Source organism: Bacillus sp. L_1B0_5, from assembly GCF_000836715.1.
Lineage (GTDB): Bacteria > Bacillota > Bacilli > Bacillales > Bacillaceae_G > Bacillus_A > Bacillus_A thuringiensis_S.
The window spans coordinates 103,759-124,246 of sequence record NZ_JXIS01000032.1 but is presented as its reverse complement, the minus strand read 5'-3'; the positions used below and the strand labels follow the sequence as shown (position 1 = coordinate 124,246).

The following is a 20,488-nucleotide window of genomic DNA, read 5'->3' as shown; positions in this document are numbered from 1 at the left end:
TAGGTTAAAATCGCCTCTAGTTTTTCTAGTCAGCGCTTTTCACTTTAAACGTACTTTTTCACTTTTCTCTAACTGAATTACTTTTCCATCTTGCACAACAATTGTAATTGAGCCATATTTCATATCAGCAAGCATCGCTTCAATCTTCTCGGATACTTCATCAAAATGTTCCCGTACACTCACGCGAACAGCCCCCCTTTTTATTCATAAAAAAATCTTTCCCATTTCGAAAAGACTGTTCGGTAATATATTTTACCTTATCTTTCAAAATGGATTCCATTTTGCTGGATTTAGCACCTTGCTTTCTATAAGCAGGTTGCCGAGCTTCTTCGGGCCAGTTCCCTCCGCTTCTCTTGATAAGCTTTGTATTTGTATTTTATCACAATTCTGATTTTTTTCAATCCTAGTTTTCCGATATATTTTAATTATTTTATTTTACAAAAAAGGAATTGCCCATCCGAACAACTCCTTTTTCTATTTAAACAAGCTCTTTAATACGTATGCGATCGTTCCCAATAATATTTTCATATGTTTCGCGTTCCACAACTACTTGCGATGTTCCGCCTTTTGCAAAGACAACGGCTGGTCTTCGAATCCGATTGTAATTATTCGCCATCGAGTACCCGTAGGCTCCTGTACAGGAAACTGCTAGTAAATCAGCAGCAGCGACTTTCGGTAAATGAATATCCCAAATCAACATATCTCCGCTCTCACAACATTTCCCCGCAATCGAAACGAGTTCCTCATTCTCATCATTCCCTCGATTCGCTAACATTGCTTCATAACGCGCACTATATAAAGCAGGTCTTAAATTATCTGTCATTCCACCATCGACTGATACATATTTCCGAATACCAGGAATATCTTTCACAGATCCAACTGTATAAATTGTTGTCCCAGCATCACCTACAATGCTACGGCCTGGTTCAATCCATATTTCTGGCAATGGATATTCACATACAGTAAATTGTTCTCTCACTGCACTTGTTACAGCTCGCACATATGTCTCAAGAGTTAACGGTGTATCCGACTCTGTGTAGCGTATTCCAAATCCCCCGCCTACATTTAACACTTTTACTACATAGTTTGTTTGCTCTCTCACTTCTTCTAAAAATTGGCGAAGAACTTCAATCGCTCGAACAAAGCCAGCTGTTTCAAATATTTGCGATCCGATATGTGAATGAATCCCTAGCACATTATAATTGGATTTTTGTAAAGCAAATCCAATTGCCTGCATCGCTTGACCGTTTGAAACGCCAAATCCAAATTTCGAATCATCTTGGCCTGTTGTAATATATTCATGTGTGTGCGCCTCTACTCCAGGCGTTACACGAATTAATATGTTCACAAACTTTCCATGTTGCATCGCTAAATCGTGTAAAACTTCTAATTCAAAGAAATTATCTACGACAAAACAACCGATATTCGCCTGAAGAGCCATCACTATCTCTTCTTCTGTTTTATTATTTCCATGAAAATGAATACGTGATGCTGGAAATCCTGCTTGGAGCGCAGTATATAATTCTCCTCCAGAAACAACGTCTAATGACATATTCTCTTCACGAGCTACTCGGCACATCTCCATGCACAAGAACGCCTTGCTTGCATATGCTACTTGATAAGAGAAACCACTTTCTTTAAAAGCACGATGAAATGCTCGGCATTTTCCTCGAATAGACTCTTCATCGTATACATAAAGTGGTGTTCCGTATTGCTTTGCTAGCTGCGTCGTATCGCACCCTCCAATTTCTAAGTGTCCTTGCCCATTAATTCGGCTTGTGCCGTGTAAATACATTTAAATTCCTCCCTTATTTCCTCTAAAACTCATAACCCCAATCTTCTATTCATTGCAGCACGCTTTTAGATAGACAAAAAACGCGCGGAACAATGTTCACACGCGTTTCTTATTAGGAAAAATATATATTGAAAAAATAAACGAGTTGTTATCTCCTCAAAATAAGAAACCGCATCAACATCTCCAAATAGCTCTCCATAAAATAAATCTTATGACAGTACTACATTTATTCAATGTAGTCCCAATATATGAATAAGATGGTTATTCTTATATTTCGGCAATAGTCCCTTTCAGCCTATGATCACAGATTCCATGAAATCTCCCATAGCTTACTCTTTCCTATCGCGGCCTCTACCTTTGAGAGTAGATGAGGTAAGTCTATTTAATTTTCAAACATCTAATTGTTGCTATTAACAATACCAAAGGACCATTTTATTTGTCAAACAATTTTTTATATTGTTTTTTTACAGTTTAATTTTGTATCATTTGGTAAGCGCTTTACTGAAATCTTTTTCACTTCCCATTCGCCTTCTTCGTTATTAAATGTAATCGTTACCTTCTCAAATGGGGGAGCAATTTTCCCAGCAACACGTTCATACTTTGTCACTTCAATACTTGCTTGAAATAAATATGTACCGCTATACACTTTTTTTAAACTAATAATTTTAGGACATTGATACGGTTTCAAACTTCCATATTGTTTTTCAATTGCTTTATTTATTTTTGGAAATAAAACAGAATAAAGTGCATCTTCCATAAGAGGTGCATCATATTGAGCTATTGACACACTCGGTAAAGTAAAAAGTATAACACTACTGCATGCTATAAAATATAATAATTTTCGCATTATAACCTCCGTATTATCACGCGCTTCTTTCTGCGTACGATAATTATCATACATAGAAATTCTGTTTTATTGTCTCCCACCACTCTTTTTCTACTCGATTATTATAAAAAAGCCCACAACTCTCTTTTATTTTCGTATAATGATACTCATAGTATAATAATCATAATAACAAAGGACTGTTCGTATATATAAAATGAGTCGTTAAGCAAACTGACTCACGAACTGTCATGCTTTTTAGGAGAGGAGTATATTATGCTACAACATCTGTTTCCAAAACTGCGATTTGCACTCGTTGCAGTCGTTTTACTATGGATTAAAACATATATTGTGTACAAGCTAGCATTTGATATTAAAATTGATAATTTCTTTGAAGAATTCATGCTTTTTATTAATCCACTAGCTGCGTTACTTTTATTTTTCGGCTTAGCTTTACTTGCATCTAAGCACCGAAACCGAATTATAATTGGAATCAGTTTTATACTGTCATTTATTTTATTTGGAAACGCAATGTTTTATGGGTTCTATAACGATTTCGTTACTTTCCCGGTTTTATTCCAAACAAACAATATGGCTGATTTAGGGACAAGTATAAAAGAACTCTTTACGTACAAAACATTACTTTTATTTGCAGATGCAATTATTTTAATGTTTATTTCGCGTAAATTCCCATCATTTGGCGACAAAACACCACTTTCCCGCTCAGAGAAGCGAACTTTCTTTAGCGGTGTAACAGCTTTATTAGCACTACAAATTGTTGTATCAGTTATTTATAAACCACAAATGTTCTCACGCTCATTTGACCGTCAAACTGTCGTGAAAAATTTAGGTTTATACACATATCATCTATTTGATATTACACTTCAATCCAAGTCTTCAGCTGAGCGTGTATTTGCAAGTGGTGATGGATTTTCTGAAATTAAAAACTATACAGATTCAAAAGACAAGCAAGTTGATAAAAACTTATTTGGAGCTGCAAAAGGTAAAAATGTAATTTTAATTTCAATGGAATCTACACAAAGCTTTGTTATTAATAAAAAAATAAATGGAAAAGAAATTACACCATTTTTAAATGAATTTATTAAGGATAGTTTCTATTTCGATAACTTCTATCACCAAACTGGACAAGGTAAAACTTCTGATGCTGAATTTATCGTTGAAAACTCACTTTATCCGCTAGATCGTGGTTCTGTATTCTTTACGCATGCAACAAATGAATACACAGCTACACCAGAACAATTAAAGAAATACGGATATTCTTCTGCCGTCTTCCATTCAAACGATAAAACGTTTTGGAATCGGGATGTAATGTATCCTGCGCTTGGATATGATCGTTACTTTAATTTAAATGATTACGCAGGAACGGAACAAATGTCTGTCGGTTGGGGATTAAAAGATAAAGAGTTCTTTGAACAATCTATTCCAAAGCTAAAATCTTTACCGCAACCGTTCTATACAAAATTTATTACATTAACAAATCATTTTCCATTTCTTCTAAATCCGGAAGATCAATATGTTGATGAATTCAACTCGGAAAGTGGTGTCGTAAACCGCTACTTCCCAACTGTTCGTTACACAGATGAAGCTCTTAAATTATTTATTAAACAATTAAAAGAAGAAGGACTGTATGATAATTCCGTTATTGTCATTTATGGTGATCATTATGGTATTTCTGAAAATCATAACGCAGCTATGGCACAGTTCCTAGGGAAAGATACTATTACACCATTCGATTCTATGCAATTACAACGAGTCCCTCTCATTATTCATGTGCCTGGTCAAGAAGGAAAAGTTGTTTCTAAAGTTTCCGGTCAAATTGATATTAAGCCAACGCTCCTTCACTTACTTGGTATTAAAACAAATAAATCAGTTGAATTTGGAACTGACTTATTTATTAAAGAAAAAGACCCACTTATGGTAATGCGTGATGGTAGCTTTGTTTCTGACGAATATATTTATACAAAAAATATGTGCTACAAAAGAGGTACGGGTGAAGAAACTGATATAACACTATGTCAGCCGTACATTGAAAAAGCAAAAACGGAATTAAAATTCTCCGACAAATTAATTTATGGAGATTTATTACGCTTCGACCCTAATAATCGATATAAAACTGGAACGATGACAACAAAATTTGAATAGTAAAGGAAGCAACTTTATACAAGTTGCTTCCTCTTTTTATTTCCACTTAATTATCAAACCATCCTTCTATGAAATCTTTCACAAATTGGTAATTTCTTTCGTATGAGGAATAAATTTATGGTATGATAAAATAAGTAAACTTTCATACACTAATTAAGAATTCATTACAGAAAGCAAGGGATCAGATTTTGTATAGAGCAGCTATTCCAAACTTATTTACGCTCGGAAATTTATATAGCGGATTTTTATCAATCGGCTATGCATCTTTAGGATATTATAAATCAGCTGCTATTTTAGTACTTATCGGGATGATGTTAGATAGTCTTGATGGTCGTGTTGCTCGTTTATTACGTGTTGATTCACAAATGGGAAAAGAGCTCGACTCGCTTGCAGATGTCGTAACATTTGGTGCAGCACCTGCTGTTCTAATGTATTACACATCTTTCTCAAACTACGGAATCATCGGATTATACATAGCGGGATTATTCCCTCTTTTCGGAGCATATCGTTTAGCACGATTTAATGTAACACCATCTTCTACTTCAATGAAATATTTCACTGGAGTACCGATTACAGCAGCGGGAGGGCTTGTTGCTTTCTTAACATTATTTTCACATACCATTCCAAAAATCGTTCTTATTACCGTATTTGTAACGTTCGCATTTTTAATGGTGAGCCGCATTCGTATCCCAAGTTTAAAAGATGTACCAATTCCACGATATAGCATCATTATTACACTATTTTTAGTTGGAATCATTATTACAATGTATCAAACAGGATTTGGCAATTTTTCTGTTTTCTTATTCATTGCCATTCCACTATATATTTTGTACATGTTATCTCAATTCATTAGACAAAGACCTTCTAAAAAAACGAATAAAGAAAAATAAGAAACCTTCCGAGTCCGGAAGGTTTCTTTTTATTTTGTAACTAATACCTTTTGATTTACAGGTGTTACTGGCTCTTCGCCATTTAATACAGCTATAATATTTCTGACAGCCATTTCAGCCATCGCATCACGAGTTTCAAATGTTGCATTCCCTACGTGTGGAGCAAGTACTACATTCTTTAATCCTTTTAACTCTTCTGTAATTTTCGGTTCAAATTCAAACACATCAAGAGCTGCCCCTTCAATTTCATTCGTTTTTAATGCATGAGCAAGTGCTGCTTCATTCATAATTGGTCCACGTGAAGCATTTACAATATACGCTGTGTTCTTCATCATTTTAAACTGCTTTTCATCAATCATATGATGTAATTTTGGATTATAAGCACAGTTAATTGTAATAAAGTCTGCTGTTTGTAATAATTCTTCCAACGTCACATACGTTGCTCCCAGTTCACTTTCAGCTTCAAGTTTACGATTTGGCCCTGTATATAAAACATCCATTCCAAATGCTTTCGCACGTTTTGCAACAGCCTTCCCGATTTCTCCAAGACCAATAATTCCAATTGTCTTACCGTGGACTTCTCTTCCTAAGAAAAATAACGGTGCCCACCCGTTAAATCCAGTCGTACGACATAACGTATCCCCTTCAGGAATTCTACGCGCCGCTGCTAAAAGAAGTGCAAATGTTAATTCTGCAGTCGCTTCCGTTGATACTTTCGGTGTATTCGTTACTGCAATTCCTTTTTCGCCCGCATACGTGTAATCAATATTGTCGTAACCAGCACCATAGTTTGCAACAATCTTTAAATGAGGTGCCGCATCAATAACTTCTTTTGGCACTTTTGTCGAAAGTAAACTTAACAATGCATCTTTATCTTTTACACGCTCTGTTAATTCATCTATAGAAATTAACTCCTCTTTATCGTACATTTCTACATCATGATCTCTTAATAGTTCTAATCCAATTTCCGGAATTTTTCCCGCTACTAATATTTTTGCCACTACTAACACCTCTTCTATAGAAAATAAGATATCTCTTATATTTCATTGTAAGAAATCCACATATAAAAACCAAGGAATTTGATTATAGTTTTGAAAATCGACACTTTTCCATAAAAAAAGAGGAGATGCAACTCTCCCCTCTTCTTACGCTTTTTCCTGCGATTCTTTTCCGAGCTTCACATCAATAGTTCCTTCTGCAACCGTATCGCTAATTTGCTCCTCAATAACCGATTGAGATGCAGCATTCGTTTCAGAAGTATAAGCTTGTTGCTGTGCACCTTGTACATTTTGTTTATTTTGTTGTTTCGCCATTTCTTACCCTCCTTTTCATTCTTTCTTATTTTGAACAAAAAGGACGGTTTTCATCAAAAAATCGCGTTTCATTTTGAATTTGTTACTTCTTCTCCAATCGACCTCATTACTCTTGCTCGCTTCGTAAATGTTGCAACCTGAGTAACACCGTGAGCTCGTAATGTTTGTACATTTTCTTGTACATAGTTTCCTAAATCATTTGGATAATGGGCATCCGAAGAAATCGTAATTGGAACACCATACTTAGCTAATACTTGTAAATATAGTGGACTTGGGCACATTTCACGAACAGGATAACGATAATACAATCCTGCATTTATTTCTGTTGCCGTATTCGTTTCTACTAACGCAGAGGCAATTTCCTCATAATAAGAAAGCTGTTCATTCTCATCCAATCGATAATTAAATACCTTTATATTATCAAGATGAGCGATAATATCAAATAACTCGGTACGAATCGCACTCTCAACCGTTTTAAAAAACGTATCATATAATGCTCGTAGGTCATGCTCTTCAAAATATTCTTTCGTATCTGGATTATCAAATCCCCAGCCATTTAGAAAATGAACGGAACCAATTACATAATCAAAGTCTCCTAGCCCTAATAATTCTTTTAACTCTCCTTCACAACCGGTAAAATAATCCGCTTCAATTCCAAGTTTAAGCGTGACACCTCTTTTACTCCATCGTTCTTTCGCCTCTTCAATTGCCTTTGTAAAATCATACAGTGAAACTACCCTTACTTGATCTAACCATTCCTTCTGTATACGACCAAGCCTAGAATCACTAATATCTACATATTTTTCATAATATCCTTTCGCTTCATGAAAACGATATAGATGATCAACAATTCCCACTTCTTTTATTCCTTTTCGCACAGCTTCTTCTAAATAGAGATCCATCCATTCTCTTGTAAATGGCCCCTCCTTCACACGCTTTTGCAAACGCTCTTGTGTTTTCATAAGCCAATCAATAGAATGCCTTTCTTGAAGCGGTTCATAATATTCCAATGCTTCATTTATTTTAGCAAGCCATCTTATTGAATACGGTCCTTCTTCTAAGTGAAGATGATAATCTACTTTCATATACATTCCTCCTTATAATGTATCTATTTCCCTTCTATCCCCAACTCTCGAAAGCTTTCCATTTCGTTCTTTCACCTCTCGCATGACATCTTCCAATGCAATATTTTTTTCAGCTAATAAAACGAAACAGTGATAAAATACATCAACCATTTCTTTCACTACTTCTTCTTTATCATTATTTTTACATGCGATAATTACTTCAGCGCACTCTTCACCAATTTTCTTTAAAATTTTATCTTCTCCTTTTGAAAATAAATAATTTGTATATGATTCAGGAAGTGGGCTTTCCTTTCGTTCTTCAATTGTTTTATACAGCAACTTAAAGGCATTTTCCATATGTATCCCCCTATATAATTTGATAGTGAAAGCATGTCTTCTCCCCCGTATGACAAGCAGGTCCTACTTGTTTCACATTCACAACAATTGAATCGTGATCACAATCTAAGTATAGAGATTGCACATATTGGACATTCCCTGATGTTTCTCCCTTATTCCATAACGACTGCCTCGAACGAGAATAAAACCATGTTCTTTTCGTCTCCAACGTTTTTTCATATGCTTCTTCATTCATATAAGCTAGCATTAAAACTTCTTTCGTACCTTCTTCGATGACAATTGCTGGTATTAATCCTTTTGAAAAATTAGGTTTCATAACCGCACCTCAACATTTGCATCTCTTAATTTTCGCTTTACACTCTGCACTGTCGCCTCACCATAATGAAATATGGATGCCGCTAACGCTGCATCAACTGTTGTCTTTTGAAAAACTTCTACAATGTGATCCGTATGACCACAGCCCCCTGATGCGATGACTGGAATGGAAACACTTTTTGAAATTTCTTCTGTTAAACGAAGGTCATATCCACTTTTCGTTCCATCTGCATCCATACTCGTTAACAAAATTTCACCCGCCCCGAGCTTAACAACACGCTTCGCCCATTCTATGGCATCCATTCCTGTATCAACTCTTCCGCCGTTGACGTATACGTTCCATTTATCTTCTGCTACTTTTCTAGCGTCAATTGCCACGACAATACATTGTGATCCAAAGTGTTCTACCCCTTCTTCGATTAGCTTCGGGTTTCGCACTGCCGCTGAGTTTATTGAAACTTTGTCTGCTCCAACTCTTAGTAAATTGTACATATCTTTCACACTTGAAATCCCCCCGCCAACCGTAAGAGGAATAAATACTTTTGCTGCTGTTTTTTCTACAACATCTATAATCGTTTTTCTTCCTTCATGGGTCGCCGTAATATCTAAAAATACGATTTCATCTGCCCCTGCCTCGTTATATGCTTCAGCTATTTCAACCGGATCACCGACATCTTGTAATCCCATAAAATTTACACCCTTTACGACTCGCCCTTCTTTCACATCTAAACATGGAATAATTCGTTTCGCTAACATAACTTCGTTACCTGTAACACTTCTTCTAAATCAATCGTTTTCTCGTAAAGCGCCTTTCCAATTATGACACCATATATATTCATATCATTTAACTTTTTCACATCTTGAATAGATGCCACTCCTCCAGAGGCAATGAGACGAATACCCACACTTTTTTGAAGTAACGCCAATTGTTCAAAATTTGGCCCTGCAAGCGTCCCGTCTTTCGAAATGTCTGTAAACACAATCGTTTGAACACCTAAACTTTCCATTTGTTTCGCTAAATTAATATAAGAAATTTCAGACAGATCAAGCCAACCTCTCGTTGCTACGAAACCATTTTTCGCATCAATTCCAACAATGATTTTCTCTTTATATAGACGAACTGCTTCCTCTAAAAATGACTTATCATAAAGAGCTGCTGTTCCTAAAATCACTTTTTCTACACCTACTGACAATAACTTCTCCACCGCTACAAGTGAACGAATTCCTCCTCCAACTTGCACAGGAATGCGTACCGCCTTACAGATTTTTTCAATGACAGGCAAATTTAACGACTCACCAGCAATTGCACCGTCTAAATCAACAATGTGTAGTATTTCCGCTCCAAGCTTTTCAAATATGATTGCCTGCGCTACCGGATCTTCATTCATCACCGTTTCTTTACTAAACTCTCCTTGATAAAGTCTAACGCATCTTCCTTCTTTTAAATCGATAGCTGGGAAGACTTCCATGTTTCTACCACCCCTTGAAAATTTTTTAATATTTGCATGCCAATTTCACCACTTTTTTCTGGATGAAACTGTGCACCAAATACATTTCCTTTCGCTACAAACCCTGGTACTTGTATTCCATAATCACTTACTCCGCATACAATTTCATCTGGACAATCCGCGTAATATGAGTGAACATAATACACGAAAGAACCATCCACTAATCCATTCCAAAGCGGAAATTCTCTTTCCTTCCTTAATTCATTCCATCCCATATGAGGAATTTTATAAGAAACTTTTAACTTACGAATTTCCCCTGGTAGTAAACCTAACCCACTACAATCTTTTAGTTCCTCACTTCGGTCAAATAAAAGCTGCATGCCCAAACATATACCGAGGAGTGGTTTTCCTATATCACAAACTTCTTTTAGTACACACACTAAATCTCTTTCTTCTAATACTTCCATCGCTTTCGGAAATGCACCTACTCCTGGTAAAATCACGCCATCGCTTCTCAATATCTCTTCTTTGTCACTCGTTACAATGTGCTCTGCCCCAATATATGTTAATGCTTGCTCTACACTACGAATATTCCCCATTCCATAATCTATAATGGCAATCAATTACAACATCCCTTTCGTTGAATTTACACCAGTAATGTTGGCATTTTTTTCGACAGCTTCTCTAAGCGCTCTACCAAAAGCTTTAAATAATGCTTCAATTTTGTGATGTGTATTACTTCCGTATAGAACGCGCGCATGTAATGTAATATTGGCAGCATGTGCAACTGCTCTAAAAAATTCTTCCGTCAATTCTGTATCAAAATCCCCGAGCTTCGGATTTGTTAATTCCCCTTGAAATACACAATATGAGCGTCCACTTATATCAATTGCGACAAATCCTAAAGATTCATCCATCGGTACATACGCTGAACCGTAACGATTAATTCTCTCTTTATTTTGCAATGCTTCTTTCAAGCAATTTCCGAGTACAATTCCAATATCTTCAACGGTGTGATGTGCATCGACAAATACATCACCTTCTGCCTCAACTTGCAATCCAAATCTTCCATGCCTAGCAAATAAAGTCAGCATATGATCGAAAAAACCAACCCCCGTTTGAATAGATACATTCGTACTTTCATCAAGCTGCAAACTTAATTTAATTTTTGTTTCTGTCGTCTCACGTACTTGACTGGACTGACGCATTATTTTCCCTCCTCAAACCTTATTTGGATTGCTCTCGCATGTGCATGTAACCCTTCTTTATTTGCAAGCTCTACAATATGATGCTGTACATTTTTTAATGCTTCCTCCGTATAAGAAATAAAACTTGATTTTTTCACAAAATCATCGACTGATAACGGAGAAAAAAATCTTGCCGTTCCGCTCGTTGGTAATACATGATTCGGTCCCGCCAAATAATCCCCGAGCGGTTCAGGCGCATATGCCCCAAGGAAAATAGAGCCTGCATGTTTCACATAATCTAGAGCATTCATCGGTTCTTTTATATGTAACTCTAAATGTTCTGGAGCAATTTCATTTGATAATTTTAGTGCCTCATCTAAGGAAGGAATGATAAAGATGGCTCCATTTCTCTTTATCGATTCACGTGCAATTTCACTTCTTGGTAACATTTCTAACTGTCTTTCTACCTCTTTTTCTACTTCTTTAGCTAGTTCCATATTCGTTGTAATACAAATCGCCGTTGCTCTCTCGTCATGCTCTGCTTGCGATAATAAATCCGCTGCGATATACTTTGCATTACCCGTTTCATCCGCGACAACTACAATTTCTGATGGGCCAGCAATCATATCGATGTTTACTATTCCGTATACTTCTCGTTTCGCTAGAGCGACGTACAAATTTCCCGGTCCAACTATTTTATCCACTTTCGGAATCGATTCCGTCCCGTATGCTAAAGCAGCAATTGCTTGCGCGCCACCTATCGTATAAATTTCATCTACTCCCGCAAGATTTGCAGCAGCTAATATATGAGGATCAATTCCTCCTTTCCTCGGTGGTGTTACCATTACAATCTTTTTCACACCTGCGAGTTTCGCTGGCAATACATTCATTAATACTGAAGAAGGATATGAGGCTGTCCCGCCTGGTACATATACACCTACATTTTCTAATGGCCGAATGAGCTGCCCTCTAATTATGCCTTTACTTTCACAATCGAATATTGAGTGCTTCTTTTGCTTTTCGTGATACGAAACAATGTTTTTCTTCGCCTCTTTTAAAGCTTCTAAAAATGAATTCTCTACAAACATACTCGCTTGCTGTATTTCTTCTTCACTTACACGAAAATCTTTCATCTCTACACCATCAAACTTTTTTGTATAGAAAGATAAAACCTCATCTTTCCCTTCCCTTACATTTCTAATGATTTCTCTTACACTTCTTTGAACAGTTTCTTCTATTATATTAGCGTTTTCTCTTAGCACTTTTATTTTAGATAATGCCTCCTTAAAGTCTTCATAAATGATTTCCATTTTAAGTCCTCCTATTTCCCTGATAAGATTTCTTGCTCCATCATATTTATAATACTGAATATTTCGTCTTTTTTAGTTTTTAAGGCTGCCTTATTTACAATCATCCGAGCCGATATAAAGTGCATTTCCTCAAATACAATAAGTCCGTTCTCTTGTAATGTTTTTCCTGTTTCAACAATATCTACAATCGCATCTGCCAATCCAAGAAGAGGAGCGATTTCTACAGAACCTTCTATTTTAATAATTTCTACATCCTCTCCCTTATCATGAAAATAAGTAGAAGTAATATGTGGGTATTTCGTAGCAATCCTTTTCTTCCGATAACTCTTCGGGTTATACGTAGGAATAGAAGCAACACAAAACTTACAAATCCCCACTCCTAAATCCAGCATTTCATAAATATCTTTCTCGTTTTCCATTAAAATATCTTTTCCAACGATCCCAATATCAGCTACCCCATGTTCTACATAAGTGGCAACATCAACCGCCTTTACTAAAATAAATGAAACATTTGTATTTTTACTTTGAAATACAAGCTTCCGACCTTTATTTTTGAGCTCGGAACAATCAATTCCAATCTGCTCAAAAAGTGGAATTACATGTTTTTCTAATCTTCCTTTCGTTAACGCAATTTGAATGTTACGCATGAAGTCTCTCCTTCTTTCTGGACTACCCATTTTTCATTCCATACATATTCCACTAAGTATTCATTCTTTGCCTCAACGACTGTTCCTATTTTATTTTTTCTTGCAAATTGAAAGGTATCATTTAAATTAGAAAATAAAGATAACCAGGCATTCTTACCGTCCTTTCGAAGTAAATTTCGTAACCTTTCTGCTTCTGCTAATCTATTTAACTCATAATGAATCACAATATCAATTTGATTTCGTTCATATGGTTCTTGCTGCTCTTGCAGCGCCTTCACAATTTGATTTACTTGCACCGCGAGTCCAACAGCCGGCAGCATTTCTCCAAAATTCCCAATTAGCTCATCGTATCTTCCGCCACTAACGATTTCTTCCCCAATTTCATATATATATCCTTTGAAAATAACACCCGTATAGTAATCTAAGTGTTGAATCATACCTAAATCAATTGATATGTAAGAACCATATCCTAACGTTTCAATTGTTTCATACATTTCTTTTACTCTTGCAATTGCCATTTTCATTTCATTACTTGAAGCAAGCTTTTCTGCTTCCTCAATAACTTCTAAATTTCCAAATAGCCTTGGCAATTTCTCAAGTAATCTTACTGTCTCATCGCATCGATCTAATTTCTTTTCTCCGATAAAATTTGAGAGGGCAGCATAATTTTTACTTTCTATATACGTTCTAAGTACTCTTTCTTCTTCATCATGGATGGAGAGTTTTTTTACAATACATTTATATAACTGTACTTGCCCAATCTCAATTGTAAAAGATTGCACCTTCAACTTTTGAAGTGCTTGAATGACACTTATTACACATTCAATTTCAGCTCTTACATTATCAATCCCGATAACTTCAATACCACTTTGTACGATTTCATTATATTTTCCAGAATGGGATTCATTCGCTCGAAATACATTCCCACTATACGTCAATTTAAGTGGCGTATCCCATCTCTGTGTTCCAATAACTCTCGCTAAAGGAATTGTCATATCTGGACGTAAAACGATAATCCTTCCCTTTTCATCAAAAAATTTATACATCTTCTCTTCATCTATCGGTCTATTTTGAAATGCAAAAACATCATAAAATTCAATTGTAGGTGTTCTTATTTCCTCATAACCTCTCTCTAAAAAAGTAAGCCTTAATTTTTGCTCCACTTCTTCAATTAACGTACATTCTTCGAATAAATAATCTCTCGTTCCATTCGGGTTTGCCCGTCTCCATTTTGTCATCTGAATTTTCACACCTTTCCTCTTCTAATGTATGCCTATTTCATTCACCTAAGCCGAAAATAAAAAGAGCCTTGTAGACAAAATACCTACAAGGCTCTTCAGTAGAGTGTAGGTACAACGGGAATAACCCTTGTACCTACACGTTTTCACGCTAGGTTCAAGGGTTTCATGTATGATGATGTAGTTGTGTAAGCATTGTAATAGATCGCACGATATTCATAATACTTACTCCCTTTCTCCTCTGATTTTCACATAGTATATAACAGTTAATTTTGAATGTAAATACATTTTTAATATTCCGTCACTTTTTTAATGTAAAGCCACTTTTCTTTCATACTCTTTTATTTCTTTTTCATATTGCATTGTAATACTAATTTCATCTAAACCATTTAATAACTTCTCTTTCCACATTTTCTCAATTGTAAAATGGAATCTGTGCGTATTCGTTGTAATTACTTCATTTTCTAAATCTACTTTGATTTGTTCCCTCGCATCTGTTTTAGCAAGTTGTTCACGTATATCTTTATCCATTACAATCGGTAACATGCCATTCTTCATACAATTCATATAAAAGATATCGGCAAATCCTCCAGCGATAATAACGCGGAAACCATAATCAGCAAGTGACCACGGAGCATGTTCTCTTGACGAGCCACATCCAAAATTATCACCTGTAATTAATATACTGGCTCCTTTTCTTTCTTGTGCATTAAGTGGGAAATTAGGGTTTTCTTGGCGATTATTATCATATCGCCACTCATCAAATAAAAACTTTCCAAACCCGGTTCTTTCAATTCTCTTTAAATATTGCTTCGGAATAATTTGATCTGTATCAATGTTATCATTCATCAGTACTGCGGCAGTACCTTTATGAATACGAAATGGCTCCATCATAACTCTCCTTTCTAATATCAACAAAATGACCATATAACGCAGCCGCTGCCGCCATTGCCGGACTAACTAAGTGCGTTCGTGCTCCCTTTCCTTGTCTTCCTTCAAAATTGCGATTTGACGTAGAGGCACAATGTTCTCCTTCAGGCACTTGATCTGGATTCATACCTAGACACATTGAACATCCGGGCTCTCTCCATTCAAATCCAGCTTCTTCAAATATGCGATGTAATCCTTTATGCATCGCTGCTTCTCTTACCCTTTGAGATCCAGGTACAACAAGTGCTCGCACACCTTCTTTTACTTTTTTACCTTTCACGACAGATGCAGCAATTTCTAAATCAGAAAGCCTGGAATTTGTACAAGATCCAATGAAAACATGTTGAACTGGAATGTCATACGTACTTTGGCCGGGACTCAACCCCATATAAGAAAACGCCCTTTCGTCATTTGCATCATGCTTTTCTGGCAATTTCTCATCAATCCGAACACCCATACTAGGATTTGTTCCCCACGTAACGTACGGCGCTAAATCCGTAACATCTACTATAATATGTAAATCATAAACTGCATCTAAATCTGTATAAAGTTCCGACCATTTTTTCTTAATAGATTCATAGTCTTTCGGTGCATATTTACGTCCTTTTACGTAAGCAACCGTTTTTTCATCTGGTGCAATAATGCCAGCCTTCGCTCCCCCTTCAATTGCCATATTACAAAGCGTCATCCTCTCTTCCATATCCAGAGCATGAATGGCCTCTCCGTAAAATTCCATTACGTAACCTGTTCCAACTGCTACTCCGTACTTTGAAAGGAGATGTAAAATAATATCTTTCGCATAAACACCTTGCGGTAACCTTCCTTTTAACTCAATGCCCATCGCTTTCGGCTTTCGTTGCCATAACGTTTGCGTTGCCAATACATGTTCCACTTCACTCGTACCAATCCCAAACGCTAGTGCGCCAAAAGCACCGTGTGTCGCTGTATGACTATCACCACAAACAATCGTTTTTCCTGGCTGTGTGAGCCCAAGTTCTGGTCCTATAACATGAACGATCCCTTGCTCTTCATCTCCGATATCCGCTAATGGCACCTGAAATTGTTTACAGTTTTCCCGAAGTGTATCTAGTTGCTGCTTCGCAATGCGATCGGTAATATTCCAAACATCTTTCGTTGGAATATTATGATCCATCGTTGCAAATGTTAAATCTGGTCTGCGGACTGTTCGATTTGTAAGCCGCAAGCCTTCAAAGGCTTGCGGTGACGTTACTTCATGAACAAGATGTAGATCGATATATAATAAATCCAATCCATTTTCATTTGTCGCAACTACATGTCTTTCCCAAAGCTTATCTAGTAACCTTTTCCCCATTATTTTCCTCTCCCTACTAACGCTTGCTCTTCCATTTCTTGAATGACTGCCTTTGTAAATGAAGTTGTCGTTTCAGTCCCTCCGATATCTGCTGTACATTTTCCTGATTTAAGGACTGCAGAAACTGCTTCTTCAATTGCATATCCTTCTCTCGTTAATCCGAACGATTGCCCAAGCATCATTGCAACAGAACGCATCATCGCAATTGGATTTGCCTTATTTTTCCCCGCAATATCCGGTGCTGATCCGTGAATAGGCTCGTATAATGAAGGCCCCTTTTCAGCGTGACTTGCTGATGGCAGCATTCCTAATGATCCAGCTAATACTGAAGCCTCATCACTTAAAATATCACCAAATAAATTTTCCGTTACAATAACGTCAAATCTTCCTGGATTTCGAATTAATTCCATAGCCGCTGCATCTACTAAAATGTGTTCTACTTCCACATTTGGATAGCGAAGTGCTACTTCTTCTGTCACAGTTCTCCATAGTTTACTAGACTCTAAAACATTCGCTTTATCAATAGATGTTACTTTTTTCTTCCGCTTATTCGCTAATTGAAAAGCATACGAAACGATACGTTCAATTTCATGGCGATGATACGTAAGTGTATCTGTCGCCACTTCTTCCGTTCGCTCTTTCGGATAAGAAAAATAAATTCCGCCTGTTAATTCACGAACGACAACAAAATCAATTTCATCAGCATTTTTTAATGGTGATAAATGTGCAGTTGCACTTTCTACCGTTACAGGGCGAACATTCGCAAATACACCGAGTCCTTTTCTTAATGCTAATAATCCTTTCTCAGGCCTTTCTTTCGCACTATCCCACCTTGGTCCACCTACTGCTCCAAGTAAAACCGCATCACTCGCTAAACAGGCGGCAAGTGTTCGCTGTGGTAATGGTTTCCCAGTTAAATCGATAGCAACACCACCAAAGTACTCATCTTGCAAATGAAAATGATGTCCATATAGCCTTTCTACCATATGCAATACTTCCTTCGCACTTTCCATAACTTCTGGACCGACACCATCACCAGTTAAACAAACGATACGTTTTTCCATTTTCAACACTCCTTTAACTGAATTTTCAGAACTTTAATTTGATAGGTGAGGAAAACTTCTCTCACCTATCAAATATTTATTTCACAAGCGCTATAAGAGATTTTAATTTCCCTGCTGCATGGACATAAGCTCTCGCCGACGCTTCCAATACGTCTTGCGCAACTCCGAAACCTGATATTTGGTGACTACCTTCTTTTAATTCAACGTGAACGTGAGCAAGTGCATCTTGACCTTGTGTAATAGATTGTATGCGATAATCTGCCAATTCACATTCTAGTCCTAAAATTCTTTGAATCGCATTGTATATCGCTTCAATACTACCAGAACCAGTGGCTGCATCTTCATACACATTTCCTTCCTCATCCTTCAGTACAACTGTTGCGCATTGTGTACTATTTGATACGAAATGCACTTGTAATTGCGTAATGTTATATTGCTGGGCTGCAAATGCTGCTTCACCAAGCATAAGTGCGCGTAAATCTTCCTCAGTAATTTCCTTTTTACGATCAGCCAATTTTTTAAACGCTTCGAATACCGCATCTCGCTCTTCATTTGTAAATTCATAACCAAGCTCTTTCATCTTTTCCGTAAACGCATGACGGCCAGAATGTTTCCCAAGTACAAAGAGATTTTGAGATTCCCCTATAAGCGCCGGTTCGATAATTTCATAAGTTGTTACTTCTTTTAGAACCCCATCTTGGTGGATGCCTGATTCATGAGCAAAAGCATTCGCTCCAACGATTGCTTTATTTTTCGGTACAACCATACCCGTTAACCTGCTTACTAATGTACTCGTTGCCTTAATCTCTTTTAACGTCATCGAAGGTTCTGCTTTATAAAAATCTTTTCTAATATGAAGAGCAACCGCAACTTCTTCTAACGCTGCATTCCCTGCTCTTTCTCCAATGCCATTAATCGTTCCTTCTACTTGCAATGCTCCGCCTTCAACCGCAGCTAACGAATTTGCTACTGCCATACCAAGATCATCGTGACAATGACAAGAAAAAATCGCTTTTTCATATGATGGAACGGATTCTTGTAAGTATTTAAAAAGAGAATAATATTCTTCCGGATTCGTATATCCAACTGTATCCGGAATATTAATTACATTCGCTCCTGCGCGAATCGCAGTTTCTACTGCTTCAGCTAAAAATGCTCTCGATGTTCTTGTCGCATCTTCTGCAGAAAATTGTACTGTCGGAAATAATGATTTTCCAAGCGTAACCGAACGATGAATACTATTTAACACGTCTTCTTTTGACATACAAAGTTTATATTTCATATGAATATCACTTGTAGCTAGAAATACGTGTAGACGAGGAGATACAGCACCTTTCAAAGCTTCATATGCTCTTCGAATGTCACTTTCTTTCGCTCTAGCTAAACTCATAACCGTAGCATTTTGAATTGTATTCGCGATGCGTTTTACTGATTGGAAATCACCTTCGGAAGCTGCCGCGAATCCAGCTTCCATTACATGAATACCAAGCCTCTCTAATTGCCTAGCAATTTGTAATTTCTCTTGTTCATTTAAATTTACTCCTGGTGATTGTTCGCCATCACGAAGCGTTGTATCCATGAACAAAATCTGCTTCATATTATTTAATCCCTACCTTTACTCGCGGCTGTACGAAAGGCATCATTTCACGTAATTTACGTCCAACTACTTCGATTTCATGTTCATTCTCTTTCTCATTTGTCGCGTGGAAATTTGGTCTTCCTGCTTTATGCTCTGCAATCCAGCCTTTTGCAAATGTACCATCTTGAATTTCTGCTAGTACTGCCCCCATCGCTTTCTTCGTATCTTCAGTAACAACGCGTGGTCCTGATACGAAGTCTCCCCACTGCGCTGTATCTGAAACTGAATATCTCATATTTTCAAGTCCACCTTCATACATAAGGTCAACGATAAGCTTCAGTTCATGTAAACATTCAAAATATGCAAGTTCAGGCTGGTATCCCGCATCAACTAACGTTTCAAACCCTGCTTTTACAAGTGCAGTCACTCCGCCGCAGAGTACAGCTTGCTCTCCAAATAAATCTGTTTCTGTTTCTTCTTTAAACGTCGTTTCTAATACACCAGCTCTCGTTGCTCCAATTCCGTCAGCATAAGAAAGTGCTTTTTCAGTCGCAACTCCTGTTGCATCTTGATATACTGCAAATAATGCAGGAACAGCCCCGCCCTCGGCGAACGTACGGCGTACGAGATGCCCCGGTCCTTTTGGAGCTACTAGAAATACATCTACATTAGCTGGTGGTTTTACTTGATCAAAATGAACATTAAATCCATGTGCGAACACGAGAGAGTTTCCGACCTGTAAGTTTGGTGCAATTTCAGCTTCATATACTTCTGGTTGTAATTCATCAGGTAATAGAATCATTACTACATCAGCTTTTTCCGCCGCTTCTGCTACTGTATATACAGAAAATCCATCTTCTTTCGCCTTATCCCAAGACTTACCTTTTCTTAAACCTACTACTACATCAAATCCGTTATCACGTAAATTTTGCGCATGCGCATGACCTTGCGAACCATATCCGATGATTGCTACTTTCTTTTCCTTTAATACATTTACCGTTACATCTTTCTCATAATAAACTTTTGCCATTT

22 protein-coding genes and 2 riboswitches are annotated in these 20,488 nt (G+C 37.0%); of the genes, 2 read left to right on the top strand and 20 right to left on the bottom strand.

Annotation, left to right across the window (positions count from 1 at the left end):
- Positions 1–39: 39 nt before the first annotated feature.
- From RT27_RS32400 to RT27_RS11125, 3 genes are all read right to left on the bottom strand, one after another.
- A complete protein-coding gene (locus RT27_RS32400; protein ID WP_000116158.1) occupies positions 40–183 on the bottom strand; it encodes a YezD family protein in 144 nt (47 codons plus the stop codon).
- A 71-nt stretch (positions 184–254) separates the two neighbouring features.
- Positions 255–363: riboswitch (SAM riboswitch) on the bottom strand.
- Between the two features lie 115 nt (positions 364–478).
- The gene (lysA, locus tag RT27_RS11130) at positions 479–1,795 is read right to left on the bottom strand and encodes a diaminopimelate decarboxylase (RefSeq protein WP_029441815.1); all 1,317 of its coding nucleotides are present in this window, start codon (positions 1,793–1,795) and stop codon (positions 479–481) included.
- 180 nt (positions 1,796–1,975) lie between these two features.
- Positions 1,976–2,157: riboswitch (Lysine riboswitch) on the bottom strand.
- An 89-nt stretch (positions 2,158–2,246) separates the two neighbouring features.
- Entirely contained in the window at positions 2,247–2,642 is a 396-nt protein-coding gene (locus tag RT27_RS11125; RefSeq protein WP_029441814.1) for a DUF3888 domain-containing protein, read from the bottom strand.
- Positions 2,643–2,894: 252 nt separating this feature from the next.
- Here RT27_RS11125 and RT27_RS11120 point away from each other — a divergent pair, with 252 nt between their 5' ends.
- Both RT27_RS11120 and pssA read left to right on the top strand, forming a co-directional pair.
- On the top strand, positions 2,895–4,781 hold the full coding sequence (locus RT27_RS11120; RefSeq protein ID WP_016082325.1) for an LTA synthase family protein: 1,887 nt from the start codon (positions 2,895–2,897) through the stop codon (positions 4,779–4,781).
- Between the two features lie 188 nt (positions 4,782–4,969).
- Positions 4,970–5,671, top strand: coding sequence for a CDP-diacylglycerol--serine O-phosphatidyltransferase (gene pssA / locus RT27_RS11115; RefSeq protein ID WP_000285418.1), 702 nt, complete (start codon positions 4,970–4,972; stop codon positions 5,669–5,671).
- 29 nt (positions 5,672–5,700) lie between these two features.
- Here pssA and RT27_RS11110 read toward each other — a convergent pair whose 3' ends face one another.
- The 17 genes from RT27_RS11110 to ilvC all read right to left on the bottom strand — a co-directional run bounded on the left by RT27_RS11110 (position 5,701) and on the right by ilvC (position 20,486).
- Complete coding sequence (locus RT27_RS11110; RefSeq protein ID WP_016082326.1) at positions 5,701–6,672, bottom strand: NAD(P)-dependent oxidoreductase; 972 nt, start codon at positions 6,670–6,672, stop codon at positions 5,701–5,703.
- 144 nt (positions 6,673–6,816) lie between these two features.
- On the bottom strand, positions 6,817–6,984 hold the full coding sequence (locus RT27_RS32395) for a YozQ family protein (protein ID WP_001118878.1): 168 nt from the start codon (positions 6,982–6,984) through the stop codon (positions 6,817–6,819).
- A 68-nt stretch (positions 6,985–7,052) separates the two neighbouring features.
- A complete protein-coding gene (locus RT27_RS11105) occupies positions 7,053–8,069 on the bottom strand; it encodes a histidinol phosphate phosphatase domain-containing protein (protein WP_029441813.1) in 1,017 nt (338 codons plus the stop codon).
- A 12-nt stretch (positions 8,070–8,081) separates the two neighbouring features.
- On the bottom strand, positions 8,082–8,405 hold the full coding sequence (gene hisE, locus RT27_RS11100; protein WP_000426355.1) for a phosphoribosyl-ATP diphosphatase: 324 nt from the start codon (positions 8,403–8,405) through the stop codon (positions 8,082–8,084).
- Between the two features lie 10 nt (positions 8,406–8,415).
- Entirely contained in the window at positions 8,416–8,721 is a 306-nt protein-coding gene (hisI, locus tag RT27_RS11095) for a phosphoribosyl-AMP cyclohydrolase (protein WP_016082328.1), read from the bottom strand.
- Positions 8,718–9,476, bottom strand: coding sequence for an imidazole glycerol phosphate synthase subunit HisF (hisF, locus tag RT27_RS11090; protein ID WP_029441812.1), 759 nt, complete (start codon positions 9,474–9,476; stop codon positions 8,718–8,720). The genes hisI and hisF overlap by 4 nt, the downstream gene beginning before the upstream one ends.
- Positions 9,470–10,189, bottom strand: a complete 720-nt coding sequence (gene hisA / locus RT27_RS11085; protein ID WP_029441811.1) for a 1-(5-phosphoribosyl)-5-[(5-phosphoribosylamino)methylideneamino]imidazole-4-carboxamide isomerase — start codon at positions 10,187–10,189, stop codon at positions 9,470–9,472. Before hisA ends, hisF begins: the two co-directional genes overlap by 7 nt.
- Positions 10,162–10,791 (bottom strand): imidazole glycerol phosphate synthase subunit HisH, encoded by a 630-nt coding sequence (gene hisH / locus RT27_RS11080; protein WP_029441810.1) that lies wholly within the window; start codon positions 10,789–10,791, stop codon positions 10,162–10,164. Before hisH ends, hisA begins: the two co-directional genes overlap by 28 nt.
- Positions 10,792–11,376 carry an imidazoleglycerol-phosphate dehydratase HisB gene (gene hisB / locus RT27_RS11075; RefSeq protein WP_016082332.1) on the bottom strand — a complete coding sequence of 195 codons (585 nt, stop codon included), beginning with the start codon at positions 11,374–11,376 and terminating at the stop codon, positions 10,792–10,794.
- The gene (gene hisD, locus RT27_RS11070; RefSeq protein WP_016082333.1) at positions 11,376–12,665 is read right to left on the bottom strand and encodes a histidinol dehydrogenase; all 1,290 of its coding nucleotides are present in this window, start codon (positions 12,663–12,665) and stop codon (positions 11,376–11,378) included. The genes hisB and hisD overlap by 1 nt, the downstream gene beginning before the upstream one ends.
- 11 nt (positions 12,666–12,676) lie before the next feature.
- Entirely contained in the window at positions 12,677–13,312 is a 636-nt protein-coding gene (gene hisG, locus RT27_RS11065) for an ATP phosphoribosyltransferase (protein ID WP_001244491.1), read from the bottom strand.
- The gene (locus RT27_RS11060) at positions 13,288–14,550 is read right to left on the bottom strand and encodes an ATP phosphoribosyltransferase regulatory subunit (RefSeq protein WP_043315679.1); all 1,263 of its coding nucleotides are present in this window, start codon (positions 14,548–14,550) and stop codon (positions 13,288–13,290) included. Before RT27_RS11060 ends, hisG begins: the two co-directional genes overlap by 25 nt.
- Before the next feature lie 309 nt (positions 14,551–14,859).
- Entirely contained in the window at positions 14,860–15,441 is a 582-nt protein-coding gene (leuD, locus tag RT27_RS11055; RefSeq protein WP_043936104.1) for a 3-isopropylmalate dehydratase small subunit, read from the bottom strand.
- Complete coding sequence (gene leuC / locus RT27_RS11050) at positions 15,419–16,813, bottom strand: 3-isopropylmalate dehydratase large subunit (protein ID WP_029441807.1); 1,395 nt, start codon at positions 16,811–16,813, stop codon at positions 15,419–15,421. Before leuC ends, leuD begins: the two co-directional genes overlap by 23 nt.
- Complete coding sequence (gene leuB, locus RT27_RS11045; RefSeq protein ID WP_029441806.1) at positions 16,813–17,877, bottom strand: 3-isopropylmalate dehydrogenase; 1,065 nt, start codon at positions 17,875–17,877, stop codon at positions 16,813–16,815. Before leuB ends, leuC begins: the two co-directional genes overlap by 1 nt.
- 76 nt (positions 17,878–17,953) lie before the next feature.
- On the bottom strand, positions 17,954–19,474 hold the full coding sequence (leuA, locus tag RT27_RS11040) for a 2-isopropylmalate synthase (RefSeq protein ID WP_016082338.1): 1,521 nt from the start codon (positions 19,472–19,474) through the stop codon (positions 17,954–17,956).
- A gap of 1 nt (position 19,475) precedes the next feature.
- Positions 19,476–20,486 (bottom strand): ketol-acid reductoisomerase, encoded by a 1,011-nt coding sequence (gene ilvC / locus RT27_RS11035; RefSeq protein WP_043936102.1) that lies wholly within the window; start codon positions 20,484–20,486, stop codon positions 19,476–19,478.
- Between the last annotated feature and the right edge of the window lie 2 nt (positions 20,487–20,488).

Coding starts and splice junctions, on each gene's coding strand:
- lysA (WP_029441815.1), bottom strand. CDS start 1,795: ATGTATTTACACGGCACAAGCCGAATTAATGGGCAAGGACACTTAGAA.
- RT27_RS11125 (WP_029441814.1), bottom strand. CDS start 2,642: ATGCGAAAATTATTATATTTTATAGCATGCAGTAGTGTTATACTTTTT.
- RT27_RS11120 (WP_016082325.1), top strand. CDS start 2,895: ATGCTACAACATCTGTTTCCAAAACTGCGATTTGCACTCGTTGCAGTC.
- RT27_RS32395 (WP_001118878.1), bottom strand. CDS start 6,984: ATGGCGAAACAACAAAATAAACAAAATGTACAAGGTGCACAGCAACAA.
- RT27_RS11105 (WP_029441813.1), bottom strand. CDS start 8,069: ATGAAAGTAGATTATCATCTTCACTTAGAAGAAGGACCGTATTCAATA.
- hisE (WP_000426355.1), bottom strand. CDS start 8,405: ATGGAAAATGCCTTTAAGTTGCTGTATAAAACAATTGAAGAACGAAAG.
- hisI (WP_016082328.1), bottom strand. CDS start 8,721: ATGAAACCTAATTTTTCAAAAGGATTAATACCAGCAATTGTCATCGAA.
- hisF (WP_029441812.1), bottom strand. CDS start 9,476: ATGTTAGCGAAACGAATTATTCCATGTTTAGATGTGAAAGAAGGGCGA.
- hisA (WP_029441811.1), bottom strand. CDS start 10,189: ATGGAAGTCTTCCCAGCTATCGATTTAAAAGAAGGAAGATGCGTTAGA.
- hisB (WP_016082332.1), bottom strand. CDS start 11,376: ATGCGTCAGTCCAGTCAAGTACGTGAGACGACAGAAACAAAAATTAAA.
- hisD (WP_016082333.1), bottom strand. CDS start 12,665: ATGGAAATCATTTATGAAGACTTTAAGGAGGCATTATCTAAAATAAAA.
- hisG (WP_001244491.1), bottom strand. CDS start 13,312: ATGCGTAACATTCAAATTGCGTTAACGAAAGGAAGATTAGAAAAACAT.
- RT27_RS11060 (WP_043315679.1), bottom strand. CDS start 14,550: ATGACAAAATGGAGACGGGCAAACCCGAATGGAACGAGAGATTATTTA.
- leuD (WP_043936104.1), bottom strand. CDS start 15,441: ATGGAGCCATTTCGTATTCATAAAGGTACTGCCGCAGTACTGATGAAT.
- leuC (WP_029441807.1), bottom strand. CDS start 16,813: ATGGGGAAAAGGTTACTAGATAAGCTTTGGGAAAGACATGTAGTTGCG.
- leuB (WP_029441806.1), bottom strand. CDS start 17,877: ATGGAAAAACGTATCGTTTGTTTAACTGGTGATGGTGTCGGTCCAGAA.
- leuA (WP_016082338.1), bottom strand. CDS start 19,474: ATGAAGCAGATTTTGTTCATGGATACAACGCTTCGTGATGGCGAACAA.
- ilvC (WP_043936102.1), bottom strand. CDS start 20,486: ATGGCAAAAGTTTATTATGAGAAAGATGTAACGGTAAATGTATTAAAG.